Consider the following 25,623-nt stretch of genomic DNA (forward strand, 5'->3'; position numbering starts at 1 on the left):
CTCGGCGGGCGGCCCCAGCGGTGCCCCCTTGCCGCGAGCGTGGCGGACCCGAGCCAACTCGCGGTAGCGGAAGGAGGCGGGCGACCGGACGAGGGCCGGGAGCCCCGGGTGGACGACGCCGGGGATGGCCGGGCTCGGGGTGAGGGGCTCAGGTGAGGCGGGCCGCCCGGGGAGGGCTCACGAGCACCTCGGTCCCGCGGCCGTGTCGGTCCTCGCCCCAGGCGCCCGCAGGACCACGGCCGCCCGGCCCAGCCACACGCGAGCCACCGGCGTTCCGTCCGAGTCGCTGGGGCTGGGGTCGAACAGCCGCTCGCGGAGGGCGTCGTAGTCCCGCATGGCCTCGCCGAAGGCCAGCTCCGCCTCCGCGAGGTCCTTGGCGTCCGTCGCCCGCGCCTCCTCGAGGCGAAGGCCCGCCTCGTCCAAGTGGGCCAGCGCGTCGCCGTGGTCGCTCGGGTCCGTGGGCTCGGTCATGGTCATGCTCCTCCAGCGCGCACTGTTTCGGCAACTCGCTCACGGGTGTGATGGTTGCAGGCCCGGAACGGCGGGCGGGTCGCGCCGCCGAGCCACCACCGGCGGCAGCCCCCCGCCCCGTCCGGGAGCCTGCACAAGTCCGCAGGGGGGCCGGGCCATCCGAGGCTCCCGGAGGGCGGGCGCTCGGGGCGAACCCGCCCGGGCTGCGCAGGGTCGGCGAGCCGGTTCCGGCCGGCCCCCGATCCGCCTGCGAGGTGCGCTGCCGCATGGCGCCCCGCCGGGGACGCGGCGGCACTCCCGATCACCCCGTGGGTTCGACGACTCGCCGGGTCCGGGCCATCGCGCGACGCGGCCCTACCGCAGTCCTGGCGACTTGAACGCGGTGGCGACCCGGCCGGCGTTCTCGAAGATGGCCTTGGCCTCGGGGGCGGTGAACGCCGCGCAGGTCTTGATGTCGGAGGTCCCCCCGCCCGCGAGGGATGCGGCGGCGGCGGCCATCATCACGTCATGGCTCGGCGCCTCGGCGATGATGAGCCAGTCGTGCTCGCCGGTCGTCATGAACCAGTGAAGCAATCGGCCCCCAAGGGATTCGAAGAGCTCGGCCACGGGCCCGAAGCGATCCTCGGGGTTGCTGGTCATCCCCTGCACGGCGTCCTTGGTCCAGCAGCCTTGAGCGATGAAGGTCGGCATCACTTGGTCCTCCCACACGACACACGTCCATGAACCTACCACATCCGGCCCGTCCCGGAAGGGCGGAGCCCGCCGTGGGGAAGGAAGCGGGCGACGGCGATCCGTGCGGGCCGGGAGCGGCACGGGTTCCGGGGGGCGCGCGCCGGTGCGCCGGCATCGGCTCCGCCCGGGAGGCCGGCTCCCCGGAAGGCCGACCCGGGCCTCGGCTCCTCCGCACGCGCGCCGGGCGCGCCGGTCAGTGCGCCATGACGAGGGGCAGCGGCACCTCGGCCAGCATGTCCCGCGTGGTCCCGCCCAGGAGCATCTCGCGCAGCCGGGAATGCCCGTAGGCGCCGAGCACCAGCGCCTCGCAGCCGCGCTGGGCGGCGAAGTGGGCCAGGATGTCCGCCTTCCGCCGCTCGGTCCGGGCCAGCTCCGAGACCTCCGCCCGGATCCCGTGGCGGGAGAGCCAGAGCGAGAGCGCCTCCTCGGGCCCGGCCTGGTCGGGACCGTGGCCGCGCGGGCCGACGATGGCGATGTCCACCCGATCCGCCTGGCGCAGGAAGGGCATCGCGAACCGGGCGGCGCGAAGGGCCTCGTCGCTGCGGTTCCACGCGAGGCAGAGCCGGCGGAACGGGCGGCGCCAGTCGATGCCCTCCCGGTCCGGCACGACCAGCACGGGTCCGGCCGTGCCGAAGAGGAGGGCCTCTCCGATCAGCGGGGCCAGGTCGCCGCCCCCGGGTCCGTAGGGGCGGGCGGTGACGGCGAGGTCGCTGCAGCGCGCCGCCCTCGCGACCTCGGCGGACAGGTTGGGGCTGGCCACCGTCAGGCGCCGGACCCGGGTCCGCAGCGTCGGGGGCAGCGCGCGCTGCGCCCACTGCCCGAGAGCCATGGCGCGCTCGTGCGCGGCCGAGTAGTCGCTGTCCCGGACGAGCGCGGCGGCCCCCTCGATGGACATGGCGGCCATCGGCACGACCTCGACGCCCAGGCAGATCACGTCGAGATGCGCGTCCTCCCGCAGCGCGATCGCCACCGCGGCCTCCAGGGCGGGCGCGTCGGTGGCCTCGCTGCTCACGACGACGCTCAGGGACGTCAGGGTCATGGGGGCCTCCTTGCCTGAAGCCGCTCCGCCCCGCCTCCCACACCAACGCCACCTCGCACCCGCGCAGGCCCTCGGCCTCTCGGAAGGTAGGCCGCCGGACGTCGGGGGCCATCCGGCCGCCGAGCCGCGCCCGCGTGGCGACGCCGTCCTCGCCGGGCGCCGGCCCGACCGCCCGGTGCGCCGACCCCGGGCTCGTCCCGGGTCGGTGATCCGGCCTCCCTTACCCCTCGATCCGCGGGCCCATGATGGCCAGGGCCTGCTGGTAGACGCTGGCGGCGTTCCACTGGCCGAGGACGGCGAAGTTGGGCTCGCCCTGCTGGTAGCCGGCGCCGGGCTGCCAGCCCTTCTGCCGGAGGAAGTTGGCCGTCGAGGCCATGGCGTCGGCGAGGTCGGTCAGGTCCACGACCCCGTCGCCGTTCCCGTCCTGGCCGTATTGCAGGATGTTGCCGGGCAGGAACTGGGTGTGGCCCAGCTCTCCGTGCATGGCGCCCACCGAGTTGGGCGAGATGGAGCCACGGTCCACGAGCGCCAGCGCGGCGAGGGCATGGGGCTGGAAGAAGTCGGGGCGGCGGCAGTCGTAGGCCAGCGTGGTGATGGCCGAGAGGACGTTGGCGTCGCCCATGAAGTTGCCGAAGCCCGTCTCCATGCCGTGGATGGCGATCAGGATGCCGGCGGGGACGCCGTAGGCGGCCTCGAGCGAATCGTAGAAGGGGCGGTTGTTCTCGTACATCCGGCGGCCCTGGGAGACGATGGTGTCGGCGCCGCGGATGCGCATGAACTCGTCGAGAGGGTAGCGGAAGCTGTGCTGGTTGCGGTCGGCCGAGATCGTGCGGGTGGCGTAGGAGGTGCCGGCGAGGGCGTCGAGGCCCCGGCTCCCCACGCCGTTGGCGGCGGCGAGCTGGGCGAACTCCTGCTTCCAGGCCTCGAAGCCCGAGGCGTCGTTGCCGCAGGTCAGGGCCTGGGCGGCGGCGGGGAGGGCGAGGGCGGCGAGGAGAGCGAGAGGGCGAAGCAAAGGGGAACCTCCTTGTGGCGGCGGGGGATGCGGCTAGGTTGCAGCCCGGAACATGGCGCGGGTCAAGTCACCTTCCAGGGAAGCTGACGGCGCGTCGCCGGGATTGGGGGTCGGGGTGATCCGGGGCTTGCTGGTGGGCGCGATCCTCGCGCTGGTGCTGGGACTTGGGATCGGGCTGGGGATCGGGGCCTCGGGATGGTTGCCGGAATGGCTGCCGGTCGCGCGGCAGGAGTCCGCGCCGCCCGTGGCGCCGGTGCCTCCGGCCGAGCTCGTCGTGGCGCCGGAAGGGTCGGAGGAGCGGGCCAACATCGACCTGTTCCAGAGGGCGCGCGACAGCGTGGTCGCCATCTCGACCTCGGCCGCGCGGAGGGGGCTGTTCGGCGCGGCGACGACGGAGGTGCCGCTGGGGACGGGCTCGGGCTGGGTCTGGGACGGGGAGGGGCACATCCTGACGAACGCCCACGTGATCCAGGGCGCGAGCTCGGCCTCGGTGCAGCTCGCCGACGGGCGGGCCTTCGACGCGCGGCTCGTGGGGGCGGACACGGTGCACGACCTCGCGGTGCTGCAGATCGAGGGGGAGGACCTGCCCGCGCCGCTGAGCCTCGCGCCGCCCGAGCCGCCGCAGGTGGGGACCAAGGTGCTGGCGATCGGCAATCCCTTCGGCCTCGACTGGACGCTGACGACGGGCATCGTCTCGGCGCTGGAGCGGGAGCTGCCGGGCGACCAGGCGGGGGCGATCCGGCGGGGGCTGATCCAGACGGACGCGGCGATCAACCCGGGGAACTCGGGCGGGCCGCTGCTCAACTCGGCGGGGCAGGTGATCGGGGTCAACACGGCGATCTACTCGCCGTCGGGGGGCAGCGCGGGGATCGGCTTCGCGATCCCGGCGGCGACGGTCGGCCGGGTGGTGCCGGAGCTGATTCGGACGGGGCACTACAGCCCGCCGACGCTGGGACTCCTCTTCGACGCGCGGATCAACTCGGCGGTGAACCGGCAGGGGCTGGACGGCGTGCTGGTGCTGGACGTTCCCAGGGGATCGGAGGCCGAGACGGCGGGCGTCGAGGCCGCGCAGTTCACCCGCGACGGGCGGATCGTGCCGGGGAGCGTCATCACCGCCGTCGAGGGGGAGCCGGTGGCGACGCTGGACGACCTCCTCGCCGACATCGACGCGCGCCAGCCGGGCGAGGAGGTCGCGGTGACCTTCGAGACCGGGGGCAAGGAGACGACCGTGGAGATGGCTCTCGTGGCCGGGGAGTAGGCGTGGGCCTTCGGAGCGTGGCGGATGCCTGACTACCTTCTCCTGGCGGGCGCGGCCTTCGGCGCGGGCGTCCTCAACACCGTGGCGGGCGGGGGGACCTTCCTGACCTTCCCGGCGCTGGTCCATGCGGGGCTTCCGGTGGTGGCCGCCAACGCCACGAGCACGGTGGCGGTGTTCCCGGGCTACCTGTCCGGGGCGCTCGGCTTCCGGCGGGAGATCGCGCGCATGGAGCGGAGGGCCTTGCTGCGCACCGCGCTCGCCTCGGCGGCGGGGGGGCTGATCGGCTCGCTCCTGCTCCTCGTCACCTCGAACGAGGCCTTCGCGGCGGTGGTGCCCTTCCTCCTCGCGATGGCGACGCTGATCTTCGCCTTCGGGGACCGGGTGCAGGCCTGGGCGCGGCGGCACCGGCCGGGGCTGGTGCAGGGGCCCTTGGGCACGGTGCTGGTCTCCGTCTACGGGGGCTACTTCAACGGCGGGCTGGGGATCGTGCTGCTGGCGCTGTTCTCGCTCCAGGGGATGCGGGACCTCGACGCCATGAACGGGCTGAAGATGGGGCTGTCGTTCCTGCTCTCCGTGGTCTCGGTGGCGACCTTCGCGGTGGCGGGGCTGGTGGCCTGGCCGGAGGCGGCGGTGATGATGGTGGCGTCCACGGCGGGAGGCTACCTCGGCGCGCCGCTCGCCCGCGCGCTGCCGAGGGGGGTGGTGCGCGGGGTGGTGATCGCGGTGGGGGTGGTGATGAGCGCGGTGTTCTTCTGGCGGCTGTAGGCCGCCGGGCCGGATCGGCGTAGGGTGCGCTTCAGCGCACCACGTTGCGCGAGCCGCACTCCTGGCATGGTGCGCTGAAGCGCACCCTACGGGGATTTGTCTGGCTTTCCCCACTGGAAGGGACGCTCGCCCTTGGACGCCGCCTCGACGATGGCGGCGACCTTGGCGGCGCGGGTCTCAGGGCGCCTGGCGTTCAGCAGCAGTTCGAGGACGCCGCGCTTCACCGACCTCGGATAGGCGTCCCAGGCCGCGCGGGCGCCCGCCCCGCCGAGGGCGCTCGCGAGGTCGGGCGGGACCTCCAGCGCCTCGACGGCGTCGAGCGCGGTCCAGGTGCCGTCCGCCTTGGCGCGGTCGATGACGGCGCGGCCCATGGGGGTCATCAGGCCCTCGGATTCGAGGCGCTCGACCAGGGACTTGTTGAAGCGGCTCCAGTTGGAGCCCGGCTTGCGCGGGCTGATCCAGAGCATCGAGCGCCGCTCGTCCTTCCCGCGCGTGAGGCTGTCCACCCAGCCATGGGCGAGACATTCCATCACGACCTCCTCCCCGGAGACGTAACGCTCGCCCTCGGACTTCTTGTGGGTGACGAGCCAGATTCCGGCGGGGCGGGCGTGGTTCGCGGAGAGCCAGGCGCGCAGCCCGGCGCGGGAGAGGACCTCCACCTCTTCGGCGTCGTCGAGCGGTCGCTTGGCCATCCTGTCCCTCTGGCCCGCAGGCTAGGACGAGGCGCCGCAGGGGTCCAGCCTTGTCCCGGGGGCGCCCCGGGGGTATCCCCTGGCGCGTTTCAGGAGACCTGCCATGGCCCGAGCCCCCCGGAAATCCGACGAGGACCGCCCGACCTCCAAGCGCGTCGGCGCGCTGGTCGCGCTCTGGCCCTTCCTGCGGCCCTACGGGGGCATGATGCTGCTGGCGCTGCTGGCGCTGGCGCTGACGGCCTCGGTGTCGCTGGTGCTGCCCATCGCGGTCAGGCGGGTGGTGGACAACTTCGGGATCGCCGAGGCGCAGCTCCTCGACAAGTACTTCGGCGCGGCGATGGGGATCGTGGCGCTGCTCGCCGTTGGGACCGCGATGCGCTACTACCTCGTGACCCGGCTGGGGGAGCGGGTGGTCGCGGACATCCGCACCGCCGTCTTCGACCGCATGATCGGCATGAGCCCCGCCATCTACGAGCGGCTGATGACCGGCGAGGTGCTGTCCCGCATCACCACGGACACGACGCTGATCCTGTCCGTCATCGGGTCGTCGGTGTCGGTGGCGCTGCGGAACGTGCTGATCCTGATCGGGGGGATGGCGCTTCTGCTCTGGACCTCGGCCAAGCTCACGGGGCTCGTGCTGCTGCTGGTGCCGGTCATCATCGTGCCGATCGTTCTGCTCGGGCGGAGGCTGCGGGGCCTGTCGCGCGAGAACCAGGACTGGATCGCGGCCTCCTCGGGCGCGGCATCGGAGTCGCTGCTGTCCGCGCAGACGGTGCAGGCCTTCACCGCCGAGGGGCCGACCCGCCTGCGCTTCCGCGACCTGACGGAGAAGAGCTTCCTGTCGGCCAAGTCCCGCATCGGCGTGCGCGCGGTGATGACGGCCATCGTGATCTTCCTGATCTTCGCGGGCGTGGTGGGCGTCCTCTGGATCGGGGCGCGCGACGTGGAGTCGGGCGCGATGACGGTAGGCGCGCTGGTGCAGTTCGTGATCTACGCGATCATGGTGGCGGGCGCGGTGGGGGCGCTGACCGAGATCTGGGGCGAGGTGCAACGCGCCGCCGGGGCGACCGAGCGTCTGGCCGAGCTGCTGTCGCTCGCGGACACGGTGCAGGACCCCTCGCGCCCCGTGCCGGTGCCGAGCCTGCGGACGAGCGACCTGCGCTTCGAGGGCGTGACGTTCCACTACCCGACCCGGCCCGACCGGAGCGCGCTGAACGGCGTCTCGCTGACCGTGCGGCCGGGCGAGACGGTAGCGCTGGTGGGGCCGTCGGGGAGCGGTAAGACGACCGTGATCCAGCTCCTCCTGCGGTTCTGGGACCCGCAGGCGGGCCGGGTCACGGCGGGGGGCGTGGACCTGCGGGACGTGAGCCGCGCCGACCTGCGGGCGCAGATGGCCATCGTGGCGCAGGACGCGGTGATCTTCGCCGACACGGCGCGGGCCAACATCCGCTTCGGGCGGCCCGACGCCACGGATGCGGAGGTCGAGGCCGCCGCCCGCGCCGCCGCCGCGCACGACTTCCTGAGCGCCCTGCCGGAGGGCTACGACACCTATGTGGGCGAGCGGGGGGTGATGCTCTCGGGCGGGCAGAAGCAGCGCATCGCCATCGCGCGGGCGATCCTGCGGGACGCGCCGGTGCTGCTCCTCGACGAGGCGACCTCGGCGCTGGACGCGGAGAGCGAGCGCGCGGTGCAGCAGGCGGTGGAGCGGCTCGCGCAGACGCGGACCACGATCATCGTGGCGCACCGGCTCGCCACCGTGAAGCGGGCCGACCGGATCGTGGTGCTGGACGAGGGGCGCGTCGTGGCCGAGGGGACGCACGACGAGCTCGTGGCGCAGGGCGGGCTCTATGCCCGGCTGGCGCGGCTGCAGTTCACCGAAGGGCTCGCGGCGGAATAGCTTCGGGCCGGGCTTGCGCGGCCCGGTTCGCCCTCCCATTGTCGGACCAAGAGGGGTCGCAGAGGCCCGCGACAGGGGGGAGACGGGCATGGCCTTTGCCGGGCTCGCGGACAGCGCCGCCATCGAGGCGGAGGGCCCGTGGGAGGCGCGCGACCTCCCCCGCACGACCTGGGGCGTCCTGAGCCGCACCGCGAGCCGCGTCCCCGACCGCCCGGCGCTGACCTTCCAGCTCCTCTCCGACCCGAAGGCCCATGCCGAGACGCTGAGCTGGCGCGAGCTTCAGGCGCGCGTGGCGCAGGCGGCGAACCTGTTCCGCTCCCTGGGCGTGGGGGAGGGGGACACGGTCGCCTACCTCCTGCCCAACTGCACCGAGGTCGCGCTAGCCTATCTCGGCGGGCAGGTGGCCGGGATCGTGAACCCGATCAACCCGCTCCTCGATGCCGAGCAGATCGCGGGCATCCTGCGCGAGACCAAGGCCAAGGTCCTCGTGACGCTGAAGGCCTTCCCCAAGACCGACGTGCCGCAGAAGGCAGCGCAGGCGGTGGCTCTCGCGCCCAACGTCGAGACCGTGCTGGAGGTGGACCTGCGGCGGCACCTGACGGGGGTGAAGAAGCTCCTCGTGCCGCTGCTGCGCCCGAAGAACCCCGTGACGCACAAGGCCCGGGTGCTCGACTTCCACCGCGAGGCGATGCGGCAGCCGAGGGAACTGCGGTTCCCGGACAGCGCGGGGGACCGCGTCGCGGCCTACTTCCACACTGGCGGGACGACGGGGCTGCCCAAGCTTGCGCGGCATCGCTACCGGGGGCTGATCTACAACGGCTGGGTGGCGCACCGGCTGCTGTTCACCGAACAGGACACGATGATCGTGCCGCTGCCGATGTTCCACGTCTTCGCGGCGGTGGTCTGCATGGGGGCGAGCGTCGCCTCGGGCGCCCATGTCGTGCTGCCGACGCCGCAGGGCTACCGGGGCGAGGGGGTCTTCGACAACTTCTGGAAGCTGATCGAGCGCTGGCGCGTGACCTTCGTCATCACCGTGCCGACCGCCATCTCGGCGCTGATGCAAAGGCCGGTGGACGCCGACATCTCCTCGCTCAAGCTTGCCTTCTCGGGGTCCGCGCCCCTGCCGGTGGAGCTCTTCAACCGCTTCGAGGCGGCGGCGGGCCTCACGGTGATCGAGGGCTACGGCCTGACCGAGGCGACCTGCCTCGTGTCGGTCAACCCGCCGCAGGGGGAGCGGAAGGTGGGCTCCATCGGCGTGCCCTTCCCCTACACCCGCGTCCGCATCATCGACCCCCACACGCAGATGGACTGCCTCGAGGACGAGGTAGGGGAGATCTGCGTGTCGTCGCCCGGCGTCTGGGGCGGGAACGTCTACACCGAGGGGGCGAAGAACGCCGAGATCTTCTATCCCGGCGAGGACGACGCGCCGGAATGGCTGCGGACCGGGGACCTCGGGCGGCGGGACCATGACGGCTATCTCTGGATCACCGGGCGGGCCAAGGACATCATCATCCGGGGCGGGCACAACATCGACCCCGCGCAGATCGAGGACGCGCTCTGCGGCCATCCGGCGGTCGCCATGGCCGGGGCCATCGGCCAGCCCGACGCCCATGCGGGCGAGGTGCCCTGCGTCTACGTCGAGTTGGTGAAGGACGCGACCGCCACCGAGGCGGAGCTCTTGGAGCACGCCCGCGCCCACGTCCGCGAGAGGGCGGCGCAGCCCAAGCACCTCGAGGTGCTCGACGAGCTGCCCAAGACCGCCGTGGGCAAGATCTTCAAGCCGGACCTTCGGAAGCGCGCCATCAAGCGGGTCTACGACCGGGCGCTCACTGACGCGGGCCTGCCGGCCGAGGTGGCGGAGGTGGTCGAGGACCGCAAGCTCGGCCTCGTGGCGCGGCTGCGGCCCATGGGCGAGGTGACGGACGAGGCGGTGGACCGGGCGCTCGGCCCCTTCACGCGGCCCTGGACCTGGGTGGAGTAGCGTGCCCTCGGAGGGTTTCGTCGGGAGGATGGGGCTGGGGCGCTTCCTGCGGCACGGAGCGCGGGCGGACGCCGCCATGCCCATCGGGGCGCCGCCCGCGAACGTGGCGCCGCCGGGACCCATGATGGCGGCCTATCGGCGGGACGGGAGCGCGCTGGCGCGGCTGGAGCCGGAGGAGCCGTTGCGCGCGGCCGTCTGGGTGGACCTCTACCGCCCCGACGAAGCGTTGTCGGCGCGCGTGAAGGCGGAGCTGGGCGTGGAGGTCCCGACGCTCGAGGACATGGAGGAGATCGAGGTCTCGAACCGGCTCTACCGCGAGGAGGGGCTGGAGGTGATGACGGCGATCCTGCCCGGCGCCCTGCCGAACGGCGCGCAGGATTCGGGACCGGTGACGTTCCTGCTCGGCCCCGAGCGGCTCGTGACCGTGCGGCACCACGCGCCCCGGCCCTTCGAGACCTATCCGCAGCGCGCGGACCGCTCCTCCACGGGCTGCGGCTCGACCGACCGGCTGTTCCTGGGGCTGATCGAGGAGATCGTGGCGCGGCTCGCGGACCACGTCGAGGCGTCGGACCGGGCGCTCGACGCGCTGGCGGCGCGCATCTACGCGGGGACGGAGCAGTCGCTGACGCAAGCCGAGCTGGAGCAGGCGCTGAAGGCCACGGGGCGGCAGGGCGAGGTGCTGGCGCGGGTGCGGCTGGGCCTCCTGACCCTGGAGCGGATGCTGTCGGTCTTCGGGCTCTGGTCCGACGCGCGGGGCGAGGGGAAGGCGCTGCGGCCGCACCTCAAGTCCACGATGCGAGACCTGCAGGCGCTGGAGGAGCACGCCGACTTCCTGTCGGGACGGGTGGGCCTCGCCACTGACACGACGCTGGGAATGGTGAACCTGTCGCAGAACCAGACGGTGCGCATCCTCTCGGTGGTGGCGACGCTGTTCCTGCCGCCGACGCTGATCGGCACGATCTACGGCATGAACTTCCACTTCATGCCGGAGCTGGACGAGGTCTGGGGCTATCCCATCGCACTGGTCGCCATGCTGATCTCGGCGCTGGCGAGCTGGGCCTACTTCAAGTGGAGGGGTTGGCTGTAAGGGGCGGCGTCCCATCGGGCTGGATCGGCGCGATCGGATCGGGCGCGGTGCTCGCCGCGCTTTTCCTCCCGCCATCAACGCTTCCTTAACCTTTCGCTGCCATGGTGGTCCCGTCCCTGGGTCGCCGCCCGGCGGGGTAGGGGAAGTTGCGTCCTCCGCCCGGTCGGTCCCTTGGCGGATGAAGTCCCGCTCAGTCCTTGTACGGGTCCACGTCGCCGGGGCCCGCCATGACCACGCCGAAGGGGTGGAGGACGTGCTCGATCTCCACCGTGCCCGCGTGCTCCGATAGGACCTCGGGCAGGCGGCGGTAGGCCTGCGGCGCCTCGTCGAGGTCGCCGCCGACGAGCGCGACGCCCTTCCGGGCGAGCCAGGCGCGCATCTCGTCCCCGTCCACGCGCGGCGGACGGATCACGCGGCCCGTGCGGCGGTCCACCTTGCCCCGCGCGTCCGAGCGGGACATGACCCGGCCCGCGCCATGGACGGTCGAGTAGAGGGCGCGGACGCTGCCGGGCGATTCGACGCCGCGCAGGATCACCGCGTCGTCGCCCATGGAGCCGCCGACGAAGCCGCGCTGGCCGGGGAAGGCGGGTGTCGCGCCCTTGCGGACGACCCAGAGGTCGCGGCCGCCGTGGCGTTCCCTCCAGCAGAAGTTGTGGTGGTTGTGGACCTCGTCCGTGACCGCCCCGCCGATGATCCGCCGGACGCGCTCCACCACCCAGTCGCGGCCCGCGTAGGCGTAGAGGCCGCCGAGATCCACGCCGGCCATGTAGCCCTGCCCGGCGGCGCTGGAGGCCGGGAGGAGGGCGGGCGGCGCGAGCATGTTGCCGCTGGCCTTGGCCGCCGCGAGGTACTTGGTCGTGATCTTGTGGCCGAGCCCCCGCGAGCCGAAGTGGACGCCGATCCAGACGAAGCCCTCGTCGTCGTGGAAGAGGTCCACGTAGTGGTTCCCCCCGCCCACGGTGCCAAGCTGATCGCGGGCCAGCTTCCTGAGGTCGGTCACTCCGGCGGCTTTCCAGAGGTCGGACTCGAACAGCGGGTCGTCCACCTTCTCCTTGTTGGCGCGGCCCATCCCGAAGCTGATCGTCCGCGCCACGTCCCGCAGGATCGTGTCCGCCCGCGCCTCGATGTCCTCGAACCGGGTATCGAGCCGCACCGCCTTGTTCCCGCAGGCGATGTCGTAGCCCACGCCGCTGATCGAGATGTGCTCCTCGTAGCCCACCACGCCGCCGATCGGGTGGTTGTAGCCCAGGTGCCCGTCCGCGCAGAGCACCCCCGCCGCCGCCGAGCCCGTGGCGAGGCAGGTCTCCATCTGCGCGAGCGTGTTCTCGTTGTGCCGTCCGAATATGGCGAGCGGAGCGGACATGTAGCCTCCGTGGGTCGGGAGCGGAAGGTAGGGGCGGTGCGCCTCGCGTCATGGGGGACGCGCCCCGAGATGACCCGGGCACCTCCACAATTCCGCCATGCCGGTCCCCCCTCCATGGCGTGGCGCCCCGCGACCAGGCGCCGGAATGCGATCCAGGGCGGAGAGAGGCAGGAGATGGGCGAGACCGGAGCTACTATGGGCGCCGTCTTTCGCCTGAAGGCGTCGACCGTCGGTGTGCTGATCGGAATCCTTTCGGTCGGGGTCATCGGCCTGGCGATACAATACGAGGCCAAGTATCTCGCGGGCTCCTCGCCCACCCTGGCGGAGTTCGACATCTTCCGCTTGGTCGGGCGGCTGGCCTGGGAGGGTCGGGTCGCCGAGGCCTATTCCTTCGAGGTCTTCCACGCCATGCAGAAGGCGCTGGGGGACGGCCTGACCTCGATGCCCTGGACCTATCCGCCGCCCTTCGACCTCGTGGCGGCGGCGCTGGCGCTGGCGCCGGTCGGGCTGGCCTATCTGGGCTTCGTCGGATCGACGCTGGCGGTCTTCCTTCTCGTCCTGAGGCGCCTGGCGGGCCCGGCTTTCTCGGCGGTTCTCGTCTGCCTCCTGCCGGTCCTGGCGCTCAACCTTCTCGTGGGCCAGAACGGCTGCCTGACCGGCGCGCTGGTCGGCCTCTTCGCGCTGCTGGCGCTGGAGGGGAAGCACCGCGCTGGGGTGCCTCTCGGGCTCATGGTGGTCAAGCCGCATTTGGCGCTGGGGCTCGGGGCGCATCTGCTCCTTGCCCGGCGCTGGGGCTGGCTCGGGGCGGCGGCGGCGGCCGCGGCGGGAATGATGGCACTCTCGACCCTGGCCTTTGGGCCGGGGATATGGACGGCCTTCCTCATGGGCCTGCGCGAATCCGGGCAGCTCCTCGCGTCGGGGGCATATACGATGCATCGCATGACCTCGGTCTACGCGGGGCTGCGCAGCTTCGGAGTCGGCGCCGAGCTGGCGCTGGGCATCCATGCCGGCGTGGCGCTGGCTGTTCTGGCCATGGCGCAGGCGGCGCACATACGGGGCTGGCGGGCGGAGAGGGTGCTCGCCGTCGCCCTCCTCGCCACGCTGCTGGGAAGCCCCTACAACTACGACTACGACCTGCCGATCCTGGGCGTGGCCCTGGCGCTGGTCTTCCGTGGTCCCCTTGAGGTCTCATCGAGGCGTCTCGTGGGCGTCATCGTGCTGCTCGTCCTCTTCACGGGGGCCTATCCGCTGGCGATCAGCGAGATGTCGGAGGATGGGCTCCTTCGAACCTGGCTGACTCGGGACGGGCATATCCTGGCGCTGGCGCCCTTCTCCTTCCTGGTCCTTGCGGCCCTCCTCGTGGGCATGATGTGGCGGGAGGAGCGCGCGAGCGCGGCGGGGGCGGCTCCGCCCGGCCCTGACCTGACGGCCCCTGGCCCGAGGATGGGCCCAGCCGCGCCCCATTCGGGCCACGATCCCTGGCCAGACTGTTTCCGAGGGGCGCCGGCCGAAGGAACGCGCCTCGGACGAGAGTCAGGACGGTGGGCGCATGAACGACAGGGTTCTCGTGATCGATCTGGACGGCACGCTGGTCCGGACGGACATGCTCTTCGAGACCTTCTGGTCGGCGCTGGGCCGAAGCTGGACCGCGCCGGTGCTCGCGCTGCGCAGCCTGCTCGTCTCGGGCCGCTCGGCGCTCAAGGCGGCGCTGAGCAAGGCCGGCCCGGTCGAGGTCGCCTCGCTGCCCTACAACGACGAGGTGCTGGACTACATCCGGGACTGGCGCGCGCGGGGTGGGCGGACGGCGCTGGTCACCGCCTCGCACCAGGATCTCGCCGATCAGGTAGCCGAGCATCTGGGCATCTTCGACGAGGTGCACGGCTCGGACGACGCCTCGAACCTCAAGGGGGAGCGGAAGGCCACGTTCCTCGAGTCGCGCTTCGGGCCGGGGCGCTTCGACTACATGGGCGACGCGCCCGCCGATCTGCCGGTCTGGGAGAAGGCCCACAAGGCGGTCGCCGTGGGAGCGCCGCGCTCGGTCCGGACCCGCCTCGCCGGACTCGGGCGGGAGGTGGAGCACCTTCGCGCGGGGACGCCGGCGCTGAAGGGCTATCTCCGCGCGCTGCGGCCGCACCAGTGGCTCAAGAACCTGCTCGTGGTGCTCCCGCTGCTGGCCTCGCACCGGGTCACGCCGGAGCTCCTCGGGGCGGCGCTGCTGGCCTTCGTGGCCTTCAGCCTGGTGGCGTCGAGCGTCTACGTGCTGAACGACCTCCTGGACCTGCAGGCGGACCGGGCGCATCCCAGGAAGCGCAACCGGCCCTTCGCCTCGGGTGCGGTGCCCATCGCGCACGGGACGGCGATGGCGCCGGTGCTGATGCTGATGGGCTTCCTCGCGGCGGTGCCGCTGGGGGGCAAGTTCGTCCTCTGCCTGTCGGCCTACTGGCTCGCCACCACGGCCTATTCGCTGATGCTGAAGCGGATCGCGGTGCTCGACATCGTGGTCCTCGCCGGGCTCTACACGCTGCGGATCGTGGCGGGGGCGCTGGCGACGGGCATCCCGCTGTCGGTCTGGCTCCTCGCCTTCTCGGTGTTCTTCTTCTTCGCGCTGGCGGCCGTGAAGCGTCAGGCCGAGCTTGCCGGGCAGGCGGGCGACGCCGGGACCGGCCTGCGCGGGCGCGGCTATCGGGTTGGCGACCTGCAGCTCGTGTCGAACATGGCGACCTCCTCGGGCTACGTCTCGGTCCTCGTGCTCGCACTCTACGTGAACTCGCCGGCGGTGCTGGGGCTCTACTCGAGCCCGGCGCTCCTCTGGGGCATCTGCCTCGTGCTGCTGTTCTGGCTGAGCCGGGTGATGATGCTGACCCACCGGGGCGAGATGCACGACGATCCCGTGGTCTTCGCCGCGACGGATCGGGTGAGCCAGCTCTGCATCCTGCTCTGCGCCGCGCTGGGCTTTGGCGCGGTCCTGGTCTGACGATGCTGCGCCTCGTCGCCAGCTACGCGGGCTTCGCGCTGCTCGCCACGGCCGTGAATCTCGGGACGCAGCGTGTCCTCTTGGGCGACTCGGCATCGCCACTGCGCTTCTTGGTCGCGCTGGTGGCGGGGACGCTGGCGGGGATGGCGGTCAAGTACGTGCTGGACAGCCGCTGGATCTTCCGCGCCGGGCCGACCTCCGCCGCGACGCACGGCAAGCGGATCGGGAAATATGCCGGGACCAGCGTGGTCACGACGCTGGTCTTCTGGGGCTCGGAGGCCGCATTCTTCGCCGTCTCGCCCACGCAAGGCTCGCGCGAGGCGGGGGCGCTCCTGGGCCTCGCGGTGGGCTACGTGCTGAAGTATCACCTCGACCGGCGGCTCGTGTTCCGGGCCGCGCCGGGGGAGGGGCTGGCATGATGCTCTCGGGCTGGGGCCGATTCCCGCGGCAGGAGTGCCGGACCTCGCGGCCGAGGGACGAGGCGGAGCTGCGGGCGGCTCTGGCGCAGGGCGGGGCCATCGCGCGGGGGAACGGACGGAGCTACGGGGACAGCGCGCTCTCGCCCCGCAACACGGTCGACATGCGCGGCTGGAGCCGGATGCTGGACTTCGAGCCGGACACAGGGCGGCTGGTGGCCGAGGCGGGGGTCGTGCTGGGGGACGTGGTCGCGGCCTTCCTGCCCCGGGGCTGGTTCCCGTCCGTCACGCCGGGGACCAAGTTCGTGACGCTGGGCGGCATGATCGCGGCGGACGTGCACGGGAAGAACCACCACCGGGACGGCTCCTTCGGGGCCTTCGTGGACTGGATCGACGTCATGGGGCCGGACGGCGAGGTCACGCGCTGCTCGCGGGACGAGAGCCCGGACCTCTTCCACTGGACGCTCGGCGGCATGGGCCTGACGGGCGTGATCCTGCGGGCGGCCTTCCGGCTGCGGCGGGTGGAGTCGGCCTGGATCCGGCAGACCATGGTCCCCGCGCCGGGCCTCGACGCCGCCATCGACGCCATGGAGGCGGCGCGGGACTCGACCTACTCCGTCGCCTGGATCGACTGCCTGAGCCGGGGCGAGGCGCTGGGCCGCTCGCTCGTCATGCTGGGCGAGCACGCGGCCTGGGACGACCTCGACCGCACGCGCCGCGACGCGCCCTTCGTGATCCCGGAACGGCGGCGGCTCCGGGTGCCAATGGACCTGCCGAGCGTGGTGCTCGGCGGCGCGTCGCTCAGGGCCTTCAATGCGCTCTACTACCGGAACGGGGCAAGGAAGCGGGGCGAGAGCCTCGTGGACTGGGACGGCTTCTTCTATCCGCTGGACGCGATCCACGACTGGAACCGGATCTACGGGCGGCGGGGCTTCGCGCAGTTCCAGTGCGTGCTGCCGCTCGACGCCTCGCGCCACGGGATGCGGGCGCTCCTGCGCGCCATCTCGGACGCGGGGACGGGCTCGTTCCTCGCGGTGCTGAAGCGGCTCGGGCCGGGAGGGGCGGGGATGTCCTTCCCGATGGAGGGCTACACTCTGGCGCTCGACTTCCCGGTGACGGAGGCGAACCTCAGGCTGCTCGACGGGCTCGACCGGATCGTGCTCGACCATGGCGGGCGGTTCTACCTTGCGAAGGACAGCCGCATGACCCGCGCCACGCTGCGCCGCGCCGACCCGCGCGCCGACCTCTTCCAACGCCTGCGACAGGAGCTTCGGATGACCCCCAGTTTCGCCTCGGCGCAATCGGAAAGGCTGGGGCTGTGACCCGGCCGGCGGTGCTGATCCTCGGCGGGCGCTCGGACATCGGGCTCGCCATCGCGCGGCGCTTCGCGGCGGACGGGCATCCGATCCAGCTCGCGGCGCGGGACGCCGCCGGGCTGGAGGCCGACAGGCGCGACATCGAGCTGCGGCACCGGGTGGCGGTGTCGCTCCACGATTTCGACGTGCTGGACACGGGCAGCCACGCGGCGCTCCTCGACGGCTTGCCGGCGCTGCCGGGGATCGCCGTCTGCGTGGTGGGGCTGATGGGCGAGCAGGCGGAGTCCGAGCGCGACCCCCTCGCCGCCGCGCGGGTGATGCGGAGCAACTACGAGGGGCCGGCGCTGATCCTGGCGGAGCTCGCCAACCGCTTCGAGGCGCGGGGCTCGGGGACGCTGGTCGGCGTGAGCTCGGTCGCGGGCGAGCGGGGACGCAGGAAGAACTACGTCTACGGCTCGGCCAAGGCGGGGTTCACGGCCTTCCTGTCGGGGCTGCGGAACCGGCTGGCCGGCAAGGGGGTCCACGTCGTGACGGTGCTGCCGGGCTTCGTTGCGACGCGGATGACGGCGGGGATGGACCTGCCGGCCAAGCTCACCGCCGCGCCGGAGGAAGTGGCGGCCAGCGTGGAGCGTGCGGTCGCGCGGGCGCGGGACGTGGTCTACGTCCGCCCGGTGTGGGCTCTGGTCATGGGGATCATCCGCGCCATCCCCGAGTCGCGCTTCAAGCGGATGGACATCTAGGCCTTCTCGGGCGGCGGAAAGCCGCCCTCATGGAGGCCGGTGGCCCGGGCGGCGCAGGCGGCCTCTGGGGACCCGCGCCGCGAACGCGAGTGAGTGCCCATCGGCGCGCCCTGGCGGCGTGATCTCGTCGCGGGACAGCAGGATGACGGTGGCGCCGCGCGCGGGGCCAGTGCCACGGCGCCGCAGCGGATCGCGAGGATGCGTTCCCCGGCGACGTCGAGCATGGGTCCTGCTTTCCATCGGAGAGCTTGTCTGACAACCTGGCTGGCCCGACGAGGGCTCCGCGCCGGCACGGGTCGGGGGCGGAGGCGGCTGCCGGACCGTCCCGAGTCTGGCTGAGCGACGCAGGCGAGACGGGAGCGCGGCGACGGAGGCGTTGCGGGACGGCCGCGGGGTGGCGTAGGGGATGCGGGACGACATCCTCGCGCCCGTGGAGCCCGAGGGGCTGCGGCCCGGCGACCGCATCCCGACCGAGGCCGCGCTCAGGCAGCGCTTCGACGGCTCGCTTCACGACCCGCTCGGCGCCTTCGGGAGCCGGCCCCGGATATCGGCGGCCAAGATGGGGGCGGTCCTGCTGCCTAAGGCGGTGGCGGAGCGGCGCGACCTGCGCGACGTCGGGCCGGCATCGGTGATCGAGGCGATGGCCCTCACGCGGGCGGGCCGGCGGCTGATCCGCGCGGAGGACCAGCACAAGGACAGCCACTCCGCCTTCGACGCCGCCCGTACGGAGCCGACCCTACGTCACCGGCGGATTTTCGTTGACAGATGTCAGACGACATTGTCCGATCGGGACGTGATCCGCCGGCAGAGCGGACGCCTGGGAGCGCAGCACGATAGCGGACCGGACCGCCGGCCTTCGGGCCGGACCGTTCCGTTGCGCCTTCCGGGCCGGTCAACGATCCAACAGGAGGACTGCATGAGGACATCCCTTTCCCTCGCGTTCACGGTCGCGGCGGCGCTGCTCGCGGGCGTCGCGCAGGCTGGCGAGACGCTCGACCGCGTGACGCAGAACGGGGCCATGGTGGTGGCCACCAACAGCGGCTGGCCTCCCCAGAGCTTTCTCGACGACAGCAACCAGCTTGTGGGCTTCGACATCGACGTGGCGACCGAGATCGCCAAGCGGCTGGGCGTGACCGTCAGCTTCGAGACTCCCGACTGGGCGGTGATGACCGGCGGCCACTGGGCCGGGCGCTACGATCTCGCCGTGGGCTCGGTGACGCCGACCAAGGCGCGGGCGCAGGTGATCGACTTCCCGGCGGTCTACTACTACAGCCCCTACGTCTTCGTCGTGCACCAGGACAGCGCGACGGACAGCCGCGACGACCTGAACGGCAAGGTGATCGGCGTCGAGACCGCGACCACCTCCGAGGACTACGTCAACCGCCGGCTGGAGATCGACGCGCCCGGCGTGCCGCCCATCGAATACACGCTCGAGCCCGCCGAGGTGCGGACCTACGCCGACTCCATGCTGCCCTTCGACGACCTGCGGCTCGGTGACGGGGTGCGGCTCGACGCGGTGATCGCGCCGGAGCAGACGGCGCTCAACGCGATCAAGAACGGCTATCCTCTCAAGGTGATCGAGGGCGACTACGCCTTCCGCGAGCCGCTGGTGGTGGTGGCCGACAAGGGCGACGCGGAATGGGACGCCCGCATCGCGGAGATCGTGCAGTCGATGAAGGACGATGGCACGCTCGCCCAGCTCACGACCAAGTGGTACGGCCAGGACTACAGCGCCGACTGAGCCCGGCGGCCTGGGGCCGTTCCGAAGATGCGATCCGCCCCAGGCAGGACCCCCATGGACTACATCGACAGCTACTATCGCCGCTCCCTCCGGGACCCCCGGCCGAGACCGCGCCTCGAGGGGCGCGTCGAGGCCGAGGTCTGCGTGGTGGGCGGCGGCCTCGCCGGGGTGACGGCGGCCTACGCCCTCTCGCGGATGGGGAAGGACGTGGTCCTCCTGGAAGGCGAGCGGGTCGGCTGGGGCGCCTCGGGACGCAACGGCGGCTTCGTGAGCCCCGGCTTCGCGACGGGGCGCGGCAACATCGCCCGGCGCGCGGGGAAGGACGGGGCGGCGGCGCTGCACCGCCTGTCCATCGAGGGGATGCGCTTCGTGCGCGACCGGATCGACGCGCTGGGGATCGAGGGCGCCGACCCGGTCCACGGCATCCTGAGCGCGCTCCGCCACGACGGCGGGGACTCGCTGAAGGAGGACCGCGACACCCTCGCGCGGGAGTTCGGCTACGAGGTCGAGTTCCTTCCCACCGGGAGCGTGAGGGAGAGGCTGCGGTCGCGCTGCTACTTCCAGGCGCTGCGCGACCCCAACGCCTTTCACTTCCACCCGCTGAATTACGTTCGTGGCCTCGCCCGGGCGGCCGAGGGGCAGGGCGCCCGCATCTTCGAGGGGAGCCGGGCGGTGTCGGCCGACCTCGACGGGGCGGTGAAGGTCGTGCGGACGGACGCCGGAGAGGTCGCGGCCCGGGACGTGCTGGTCTGCGGCGGCGGCTACACCGACCGGCTGGTACCGGAGCTGCGCCAGTCCATGCTGCCCATCGCCACCTACGTCCTGCTGACCGAGCGGGCGCCCGAGCGCATCGCCGAGGCGATCCGCACGACCGACGCCATCGGCGACAACCGGCGGGCGGGCGACTACTACCGCGTCGTGGACGGGGGCGAGCGCATCCTATGGGGCGGCAAGATCACCACGCGGACCGCCGAGCCGCGCAACCTCGCGGAGCTGCTGCGGCAGACCATGGTGTCCACCTACCCGCAGCTCGACGGCGTGAACGTCGAGGTCGCGTGGTCCGGCCTCATGTCCTACGCGCGCCACCTGATGCCGCAGATCGGGCGGCTGAGGCACGGCGTCTGGTACGCCACGGCCTTCGGCGGGCATGGGATGAACACGAGCACCATCGGCGGCCTCGTGATCGCCGAGGGGATCGCGGGGGAGAGCGACCGCTACCGGCTGTTCGAGCCCTTCGGGCTGGACTGGAACGGCGGGCGGTTCGGCCATGCGGCGGTGCAGATGACCTATTGGTGGCTTCAGGCGCAGGACCGCTGGCGCGAGCGCCGCGTCGCCTGACCGTTCGTGAGAGGGGCTGACATGGGGGCGATCATCCTGCGGCCGGGGCTTCTGAGGGCAGGCGGCCTGGGCCTCGCCCTCGTGCTCCTGACGGCGCTCGTCTACGCGACGGGCCTCGGGACCGGCTGGATCGGGGAGAGGATCGCCGCGCTGTCGGCCGCACTGGAGGGGCATCCCTCGGCGGTGCGGCTCCTCGCGGCGGCGGTGGTGGCGACGCTCCTCGTCCTGAACGGCATCGCGCTGGTGCGGCTGCCCCGCAGCCAGCAGGTCGCGCTGATCTGGGCCGAGCTCGGCGTCCTGGTCCTCGCCTTCTTCTACTCCTTCGACCTGAGCTTCGAGTTCATCTGGAGGAAGATCGGCTTCCTCATCACGCAGGGGGTGACGACGACGCTGCTTATCTCGGCGGCCTCCATCGTCATCGCCTCGGTGCTGGCCATGGTCGGCGCCATCGCCAAGCTGTCGCAGAGCGGGATCGCCTACGGGCTTGCGACCTTCTACACCTCGCTGTTCCGGGGCCTGCCGCTCCTCATGCAGATCTACATCATCTACCTGGGCCTGCCGCAGCTCGGCTACGTCGTGGGCCCGGTGACGGCGGGGATCGCGGCGCTGTCGCTCTGCTACGGCGCCTACATGACCGAGATCTTCCGCGCCGGGATCGAGAGCATCGCGAAGGGTCAGGCGGAGGCCGCGACGGCGCTGGGCCTCTCGCCCCGGCAGACGCTGTGGCTGGTGGTGCTGCCGCAGGCGATGCGGGTCATCATCCCGCCCACGGGCAACCAGTTCATCGCCATGCTGAAGGATTCGTCGCTGGTCTCGGTCGTGGGGGTCTGGGAACTCATGTACCTCGCCCGGACGCAGGGGCAGACGGAGTTCCGGCACATCGAGATGCTCATCACCGCCTCGATGATCTACTGGGCGCTGTCCATGGGCCTCGAATTCGCGCAGGCGCGGCTGGAGCGGCGCTACGCCCGGTCCACCCGGCGGTAGCAGGCCCCCGCGCGGCTTGACGGCCTGCCGGATTTCGGGCTGGTCGGAGCGACCGCCACCGGGGGATCCCATGTTCGGCCAACGCTTCGCCACGCGCCTCAACTCCTTCGCGTCCCGGGCCGAGCGGGCCTGGCCCGGACAGAAGGGCAAGCCCACGCCGCTGCAGATGGCCGAGCGGGCGGCACGGGCGCAGGGCCTCACCGACCTGGACCTGAACTATCCCGACCACGTGGATGACGACCCGGGGAGCCTCGCGCGGCGGCTTGCGGGCATGGGGCTCGGGGTGAACGGGCTCGCGATGCGCTACTACACGAACCCGGCCTTCAGGCTCGGCGCCTTCACGAACCCCGACCCGGAGGTGCGGCGCGAGGCCATCGACCTCACCAAGCGGGGGATCGACGCGGCCCGCGCGATGGGGGCGCGGCTGATGACGATCTGGCTGGGTCAGGATGGATGGGACTACAGCTTCCAGGCCGACTACGGGAGGCTCTGGGCCGATGAGATCGAGGCCATCCGGGAGGTCGCGGAGCACGACCCGGAGTGCCTGGTCTCCATCGAATACAAGCCGAACGAGCCGCGATCCTTCTCGCTGCTCTCGGACCTCTCGACCACGCTCCTGGCGCTGGCCGAGGTGGGCACGGCCAACCTGGGCGTGACCTTCGACTTCGCCCATGTGCTCTATGCGGGGGAGACGCCGGCCTGGGCGGCGGCCATGATCGCGCGCAAGTCGCGGCTCCTCGGCGTGCACCTCAACGACGGCTACGCGAAGCGCGACGACGGGCTGATGGTGGGCGCGGTGCATCTGCAGGCGACGCTGGAGCTGATCTGGCAGCTTGAGCGCGACGGCTACGACGGGCCGATCTACTTCGACACCTTCCCCGACCTCACCGGCCTCGATCCCGTCGCCGAATGCGAGGCGAACATCGAGACCGTGCAACGGCTGATCGCGGTGGCGCGCCGGCTGGCGGGTGACGACGAGCTGGCGACGGCGCTGGCCGCGCAGGACGCGGTGGCATCGCAGCGGATCGTGAACCGCGCCTTGATGGGCGGGTGAGGGCACGGGCGGCCGGGACGACGGATAGGAGGCACCTCCCATGAGCCAGCCCGCGAACGGCGTCCTCGTCGTCGGAAGCCTCCACTACGACATCATGGTCGCCGCTCCCCACCGCCCCGTCGCCGGCGAGACCGTCCAGGGGGAGCGCTGGTTCCCGAAGTTCGGCGGCAAGGGCGGCAACCAGGCGGTCGCGGCGGCGCGGGCCGGGGCCCCCGTGCGGATGCTGGGCGCCGTGGGCGACGATGCCTTCGGGGCCTTCCTGAGGGAGGGCCTGTCCCGGGGTGGCGTGGACGACCGCTGGGTCGCCACCTTGCCGGGCGAGGGCTCAGGCATGAGCGTTGCCGTCTCCGACGCGAGCGGCGACTACGGCGCGGTGATCGTCTCGGGCGCGAACCTGCGGATCGACCCTGCACGGCTTGAGGACGACGGGCTCTGGGCCGGCATGGGCCTGCTGATGCTGCAGAACGAGGTGTCCGAGGCCCTGAACCTCGCAGCGGCGCGGGCGGCCCGCGCACGCGGGGTGCGCGTCTGCTTGAATGCCGCGCCCTACCGCCCGCTGCATCCCGGGCTGGTGGGGGCCCTCGACATCCTGATCGCGAACGCCCTGGAGGCGGAGGCGCTCTCGAAGCGTGCGGTGGCGGGCCTGGATCAGGCCGAGGAGGCGGCGGAGCGTCTGGCGCGGGCCGTCCCGATCGTCGTGGTCACCGCAGGGGGCGATGGGGTCGCCGTCGCGGAGAGTCGGAGCGGGAGCTTCGCCCTGCCCGCCGAGAGGGTCACGCCGGTCAGCACGCACGGCGCTGGCGACCTGTTTGCCGGCGCCCTGGCCGCCGCGCTCATGGACGGTGCCCCCCTGCGGGAGGCCGTGGAACGGGCGAACCGGGCCGCCGCCCGGCACGTCGCCGGATTGGGCTGACCAAGGCGCGGGGCAGCTTACGCGACGATCCGAGGAGGGTCGGGCAGGGGCGGTGTCGGGGCCTTCACGGATTTCGTGCTATGGTTGCATCGCCCCAGCAAAGTTCCTGGCGGGATCTGACCCCCTGCGCCCGGGTTGATAGAGTGGCGCAAGGAGGATCCATGCCCGCTCGCCACTGCCCTGCCGCCATGCTCGCCCCGGTCCTGAACACGCTTGCGGACCTGCCATCCCGCGAAGGGAGGGCCGAGGCATGAGCGGGTTGTCCGGCTCCTCCCGAGTTCCGTTCGATCTGGCCCTGCCGGGAGCGCAGCGGTCGGTGCGACATTGGGTCGGCGCCCCGGCCAACAGCCCGTCCGCGCCGATCCGGACGGTGCCGGCGCCCCAGCCGCAGGTCGTCTTCGCGGAGCGGAAGCCACGGCTCAGCCGGCCCGAGCTGCTGGCCCGGTGCGGCGTTCGCTCCCCGATGCCCGCGACGGCAGGGCGGCCGAACCTCTCCGTGATGCACCCCCTTGAAGGACCTGCGCCGCAACGGGATAGGCTGGGCGCCCTCCGGCTGGCGCGGTGGCTGTTGCTGGCCCTCGCCACGCTCGCTGTGGCGGCCAGCACGCCCCTGTCCTGATCTTGCCGGACAGCGCTGCCGCGGTTGCGTGCCCTGAGGGCCGGAGACCGGTGATCTCGGGCAAGGTCGGCGGTTCCACGAGAGCCTGCATCGGATCATTCGGCACAGGCCGGCGCGGATTCCCCGAATGAATGTCGCGCGGTGCTCGGGCCGAATTTCGCGTGTGGTCAACTCGCGTCATCCCGGGGGAAGGACGACTTGCGCTGCGTCCAAGGGACCCCGGCGGACCTTCGAGGGCGCCATTGTCAGAGGAATGATGAATCAGGATCAGTTGACGCAACGGCAACAATAAGGCATTCTACCTCAAAGAGTTGCAGACGTCCCGGGATAGCCGCGCATGGTCAGGGTCGCTGTTTTTCTGTTGTTGGCGGTGCTTCCCATGAGCTCGTCCGCGCAAGCCCCAGGTGGATCCGACCCTCGTGCACTTCGAGTGATTGTCTGGGACGAAGACGTGAGCCCGCGCACGCCGATCGACTCACTGGATGACATCGCGAGCCTGGACTTTCGCCGTTTCGTGTCCCAGATGCTGACGAATCTCGCGCGGGGGTTGGGCGATCCCAATGTCGCCTTCGTACCGAGAACTCATCCGACCGGCGGCGCGATCAATTTCGTACGGCTCCCGCTCGTGGCCTCCGGCGACAATGTCGACTTCCCGATTCCCGCTGCCACCGATTTCCCGGACCAAGGTTGCACGATAAGCAGCCCTTGGATGAACGTTCGGATTTCACCGGGGAGCAACCCGGCCGTCAGCGGAACGGTTGTCTGGAGTGAACGCCAGATCGCGCAGGATCAGGCGATCCTGGAGGGCCTCTCGGATATGCCCGCCGCACCGACGCAGCCCGTCGGAAGAAGCGCGTTCAATCTGTTCGTGGAACGGTATCTTGCGGCAAGCAGGGGTCAGGTCGAGCCGACCGACGGCGCGCCGGCCTTCGCGGCCGACATCCCGCCCGATGTCCTCTGGGTGTTCCGTCATTCGCCGCAGAGCACGCGTGGACCCTTCGCGAATTCGGCGGAGAGGTCCATGCGGAGATTGGCCGAGCAGGCGGTCGAACCCTACGCGCAACTGGTGACCGCGCTCATCGACCGCTGCCTTGGCTCTCCTGGGGCCGTCCTCAGTTACGTGGGCATTCTGGATGTCCGCGATATCGCTCCAATCGAAAGGTACGACGTGAAGTAAGGCAAGTGGCTGGAAACAGGGAGTAGAGAGATGTCGTTCGCCGATGTCGTG

Annotated in this window: 21 protein-coding genes and 1 pseudogene; 16 read left to right on the forward strand and 6 right to left on the reverse strand. The window is 71.8% G+C overall.

The features are described 5' to 3' along the window. Positions 1-177: 177 nt before the first annotated feature. The 4 genes from RUMESO_RS06430 to RUMESO_RS06445 form a co-directional block, all read right to left on the reverse strand. Positions 178-471, reverse strand: coding sequence for a hypothetical protein (locus RUMESO_RS06430; protein WP_037279018.1), 294 nt, complete (start codon positions 469-471; stop codon positions 178-180). 354 nt (positions 472-825) lie between these two features. Continuing rightward, positions 826-1,161, reverse strand: coding sequence for a GYD domain-containing protein (locus RUMESO_RS06435; protein WP_037279058.1), 336 nt, complete (start codon positions 1,159-1,161; stop codon positions 826-828). A 235-nt stretch (positions 1,162-1,396) separates the two neighbouring features. Next, positions 1,397-2,242, reverse strand: a complete 846-nt coding sequence (locus tag RUMESO_RS06440) for a universal stress protein (protein ID WP_037279020.1) — start codon at positions 2,240-2,242, stop codon at positions 1,397-1,399. A gap of 220 nt (positions 2,243-2,462) precedes the next feature. Continuing rightward, a complete protein-coding gene (locus RUMESO_RS06445; RefSeq protein WP_037279022.1) occupies positions 2,463-3,254 on the reverse strand; it encodes a lytic murein transglycosylase in 792 nt (263 codons plus the stop codon). Positions 3,255-3,369: 115 nt separating this feature from the next. On the opposite strand from RUMESO_RS06445, the gene RUMESO_RS06450 reads away from it, so the two are divergent. Beyond that, the gene (locus RUMESO_RS06450; RefSeq protein ID WP_245639175.1) at positions 3,370-4,512 is read left to right on the forward strand and encodes a S1C family serine protease; all 1,143 of its coding nucleotides are present in this window, start codon (positions 3,370-3,372) and stop codon (positions 4,510-4,512) included. 24 nt (positions 4,513-4,536) lie between these two features. Further along, positions 4,537-5,277 carry a sulfite exporter TauE/SafE family protein gene (locus RUMESO_RS06455; protein ID WP_037279024.1) on the forward strand — a complete coding sequence of 247 codons (741 nt, stop codon included), beginning with the start codon at positions 4,537-4,539 and terminating at the stop codon, positions 5,275-5,277. An 86-nt stretch (positions 5,278-5,363) separates the two neighbouring features. Here the strand turns inward: RUMESO_RS06455 and RUMESO_RS06460 are convergent, their stop codons facing one another. Next, positions 5,364-5,969, reverse strand: coding sequence for a YdeI/OmpD-associated family protein (locus RUMESO_RS06460; protein WP_037279025.1), 606 nt, complete (start codon positions 5,967-5,969; stop codon positions 5,364-5,366). A 103-nt stretch (positions 5,970-6,072) separates the two neighbouring features. Between RUMESO_RS06460 and RUMESO_RS06465 the strand changes: the two genes are divergently transcribed. The 3 genes from RUMESO_RS06465 (at position 6,073) to RUMESO_RS06475 (ending at position 10,934) form a co-directional block, all read left to right on the forward strand. Then, a complete protein-coding gene (locus RUMESO_RS06465; protein WP_037279027.1) occupies positions 6,073-7,866 on the forward strand; it encodes an ABC transporter transmembrane domain-containing protein in 1,794 nt (597 codons plus the stop codon). Between the two features lie 88 nt (positions 7,867-7,954). Then, positions 7,955-9,847 (forward strand): acyl-CoA synthetase, encoded by a 1,893-nt coding sequence (locus RUMESO_RS06470; RefSeq protein ID WP_037279028.1) that lies wholly within the window; start codon positions 7,955-7,957, stop codon positions 9,845-9,847. A gap of 121 nt (positions 9,848-9,968) precedes the next feature. Continuing rightward, positions 9,969-10,934 carry a magnesium transporter CorA family protein gene (locus tag RUMESO_RS06475; protein ID WP_037279063.1) on the forward strand — a complete coding sequence of 322 codons (966 nt, stop codon included), beginning with the start codon at positions 9,969-9,971 and terminating at the stop codon, positions 10,932-10,934. A 190-nt stretch (positions 10,935-11,124) separates the two neighbouring features. On the opposite strand, the gene RUMESO_RS06480 is transcribed toward RUMESO_RS06475, so the two are convergent. After that, positions 11,125-12,297 (reverse strand): RtcB family protein, encoded by a 1,173-nt coding sequence (locus RUMESO_RS06480; RefSeq protein ID WP_037279029.1) that lies wholly within the window; start codon positions 12,295-12,297, stop codon positions 11,125-11,127. A gap of 441 nt (positions 12,298-12,738) precedes the next feature. Between RUMESO_RS06480 and RUMESO_RS28400 the strand changes: the two are divergent. The 11 genes and pseudogenes from RUMESO_RS28400 to RUMESO_RS06535 form a co-directional block, all read left to right on the forward strand. After that, positions 12,739-13,401, forward strand: a pseudogene (locus RUMESO_RS28400) (glycosyltransferase family 87 protein); the annotation flags it as partial. 445 nt (positions 13,402-13,846) lie between these two features. Next, positions 13,847-15,271, forward strand: a complete 1,425-nt coding sequence (locus tag RUMESO_RS06485; protein WP_037279030.1) for a UbiA family prenyltransferase — start codon at positions 13,847-13,849, stop codon at positions 15,269-15,271. A gap of 2 nt (positions 15,272-15,273) precedes the next feature. Continuing rightward, entirely contained in the window at positions 15,274-15,690 is a 417-nt protein-coding gene (locus RUMESO_RS06490) for a GtrA family protein (RefSeq protein ID WP_245639176.1), read from the forward strand. Further along, positions 15,687-17,009, forward strand: coding sequence for an FAD-binding oxidoreductase (locus tag RUMESO_RS06495; RefSeq protein WP_037279032.1), 1,323 nt, complete (start codon positions 15,687-15,689; stop codon positions 17,007-17,009). The genes RUMESO_RS06490 and RUMESO_RS06495 overlap by 4 nt, the downstream gene beginning before the upstream one ends. Next, entirely contained in the window at positions 17,006-17,743 is a 738-nt protein-coding gene (locus RUMESO_RS06500) for an SDR family oxidoreductase (protein ID WP_037279034.1), read from the forward strand. The genes RUMESO_RS06495 and RUMESO_RS06500 overlap by 4 nt, the downstream gene beginning before the upstream one ends. A gap of 406 nt (positions 17,744-18,149) precedes the next feature. Further along, positions 18,150-19,484, forward strand: coding sequence for a transporter substrate-binding domain-containing protein (locus RUMESO_RS27740; protein ID WP_211262807.1), 1,335 nt, complete (start codon positions 18,150-18,152; stop codon positions 19,482-19,484). Between the two features lie 54 nt (positions 19,485-19,538). Next, complete coding sequence (locus tag RUMESO_RS06510; RefSeq protein WP_037279036.1) at positions 19,539-20,822, forward strand: NAD(P)/FAD-dependent oxidoreductase; 1,284 nt, start codon at positions 19,539-19,541, stop codon at positions 20,820-20,822. A 21-nt stretch (positions 20,823-20,843) separates the two neighbouring features. After that, a complete protein-coding gene (locus tag RUMESO_RS06515; RefSeq protein ID WP_037279038.1) occupies positions 20,844-21,809 on the forward strand; it encodes an amino acid ABC transporter permease in 966 nt (321 codons plus the stop codon). A 70-nt stretch (positions 21,810-21,879) separates the two neighbouring features. After that, positions 21,880-22,863 (forward strand): sugar phosphate isomerase/epimerase family protein, encoded by a 984-nt coding sequence (locus tag RUMESO_RS06520; protein WP_037279040.1) that lies wholly within the window; start codon positions 21,880-21,882, stop codon positions 22,861-22,863. 40 nt (positions 22,864-22,903) lie between these two features. Then, on the forward strand, positions 22,904-23,776 hold the full coding sequence (locus RUMESO_RS06525) for a PfkB family carbohydrate kinase (protein WP_037279043.1): 873 nt from the start codon (positions 22,904-22,906) through the stop codon (positions 23,774-23,776). A 1,070-nt stretch (positions 23,777-24,846) separates the two neighbouring features. Further along, a complete protein-coding gene (locus tag RUMESO_RS06535) occupies positions 24,847-25,572 on the forward strand; it encodes a hypothetical protein (protein WP_156362712.1) in 726 nt (241 codons plus the stop codon). Positions 25,573-25,623 lie beyond the last annotated feature (51 nt).

This window comes from Rubellimicrobium mesophilum DSM 19309 (assembly GCF_000600335.2).
GTDB classification, from domain to species: domain Bacteria; phylum Pseudomonadota; class Alphaproteobacteria; order Rhodobacterales; family Rhodobacteraceae; genus Rubellimicrobium; species Rubellimicrobium mesophilum.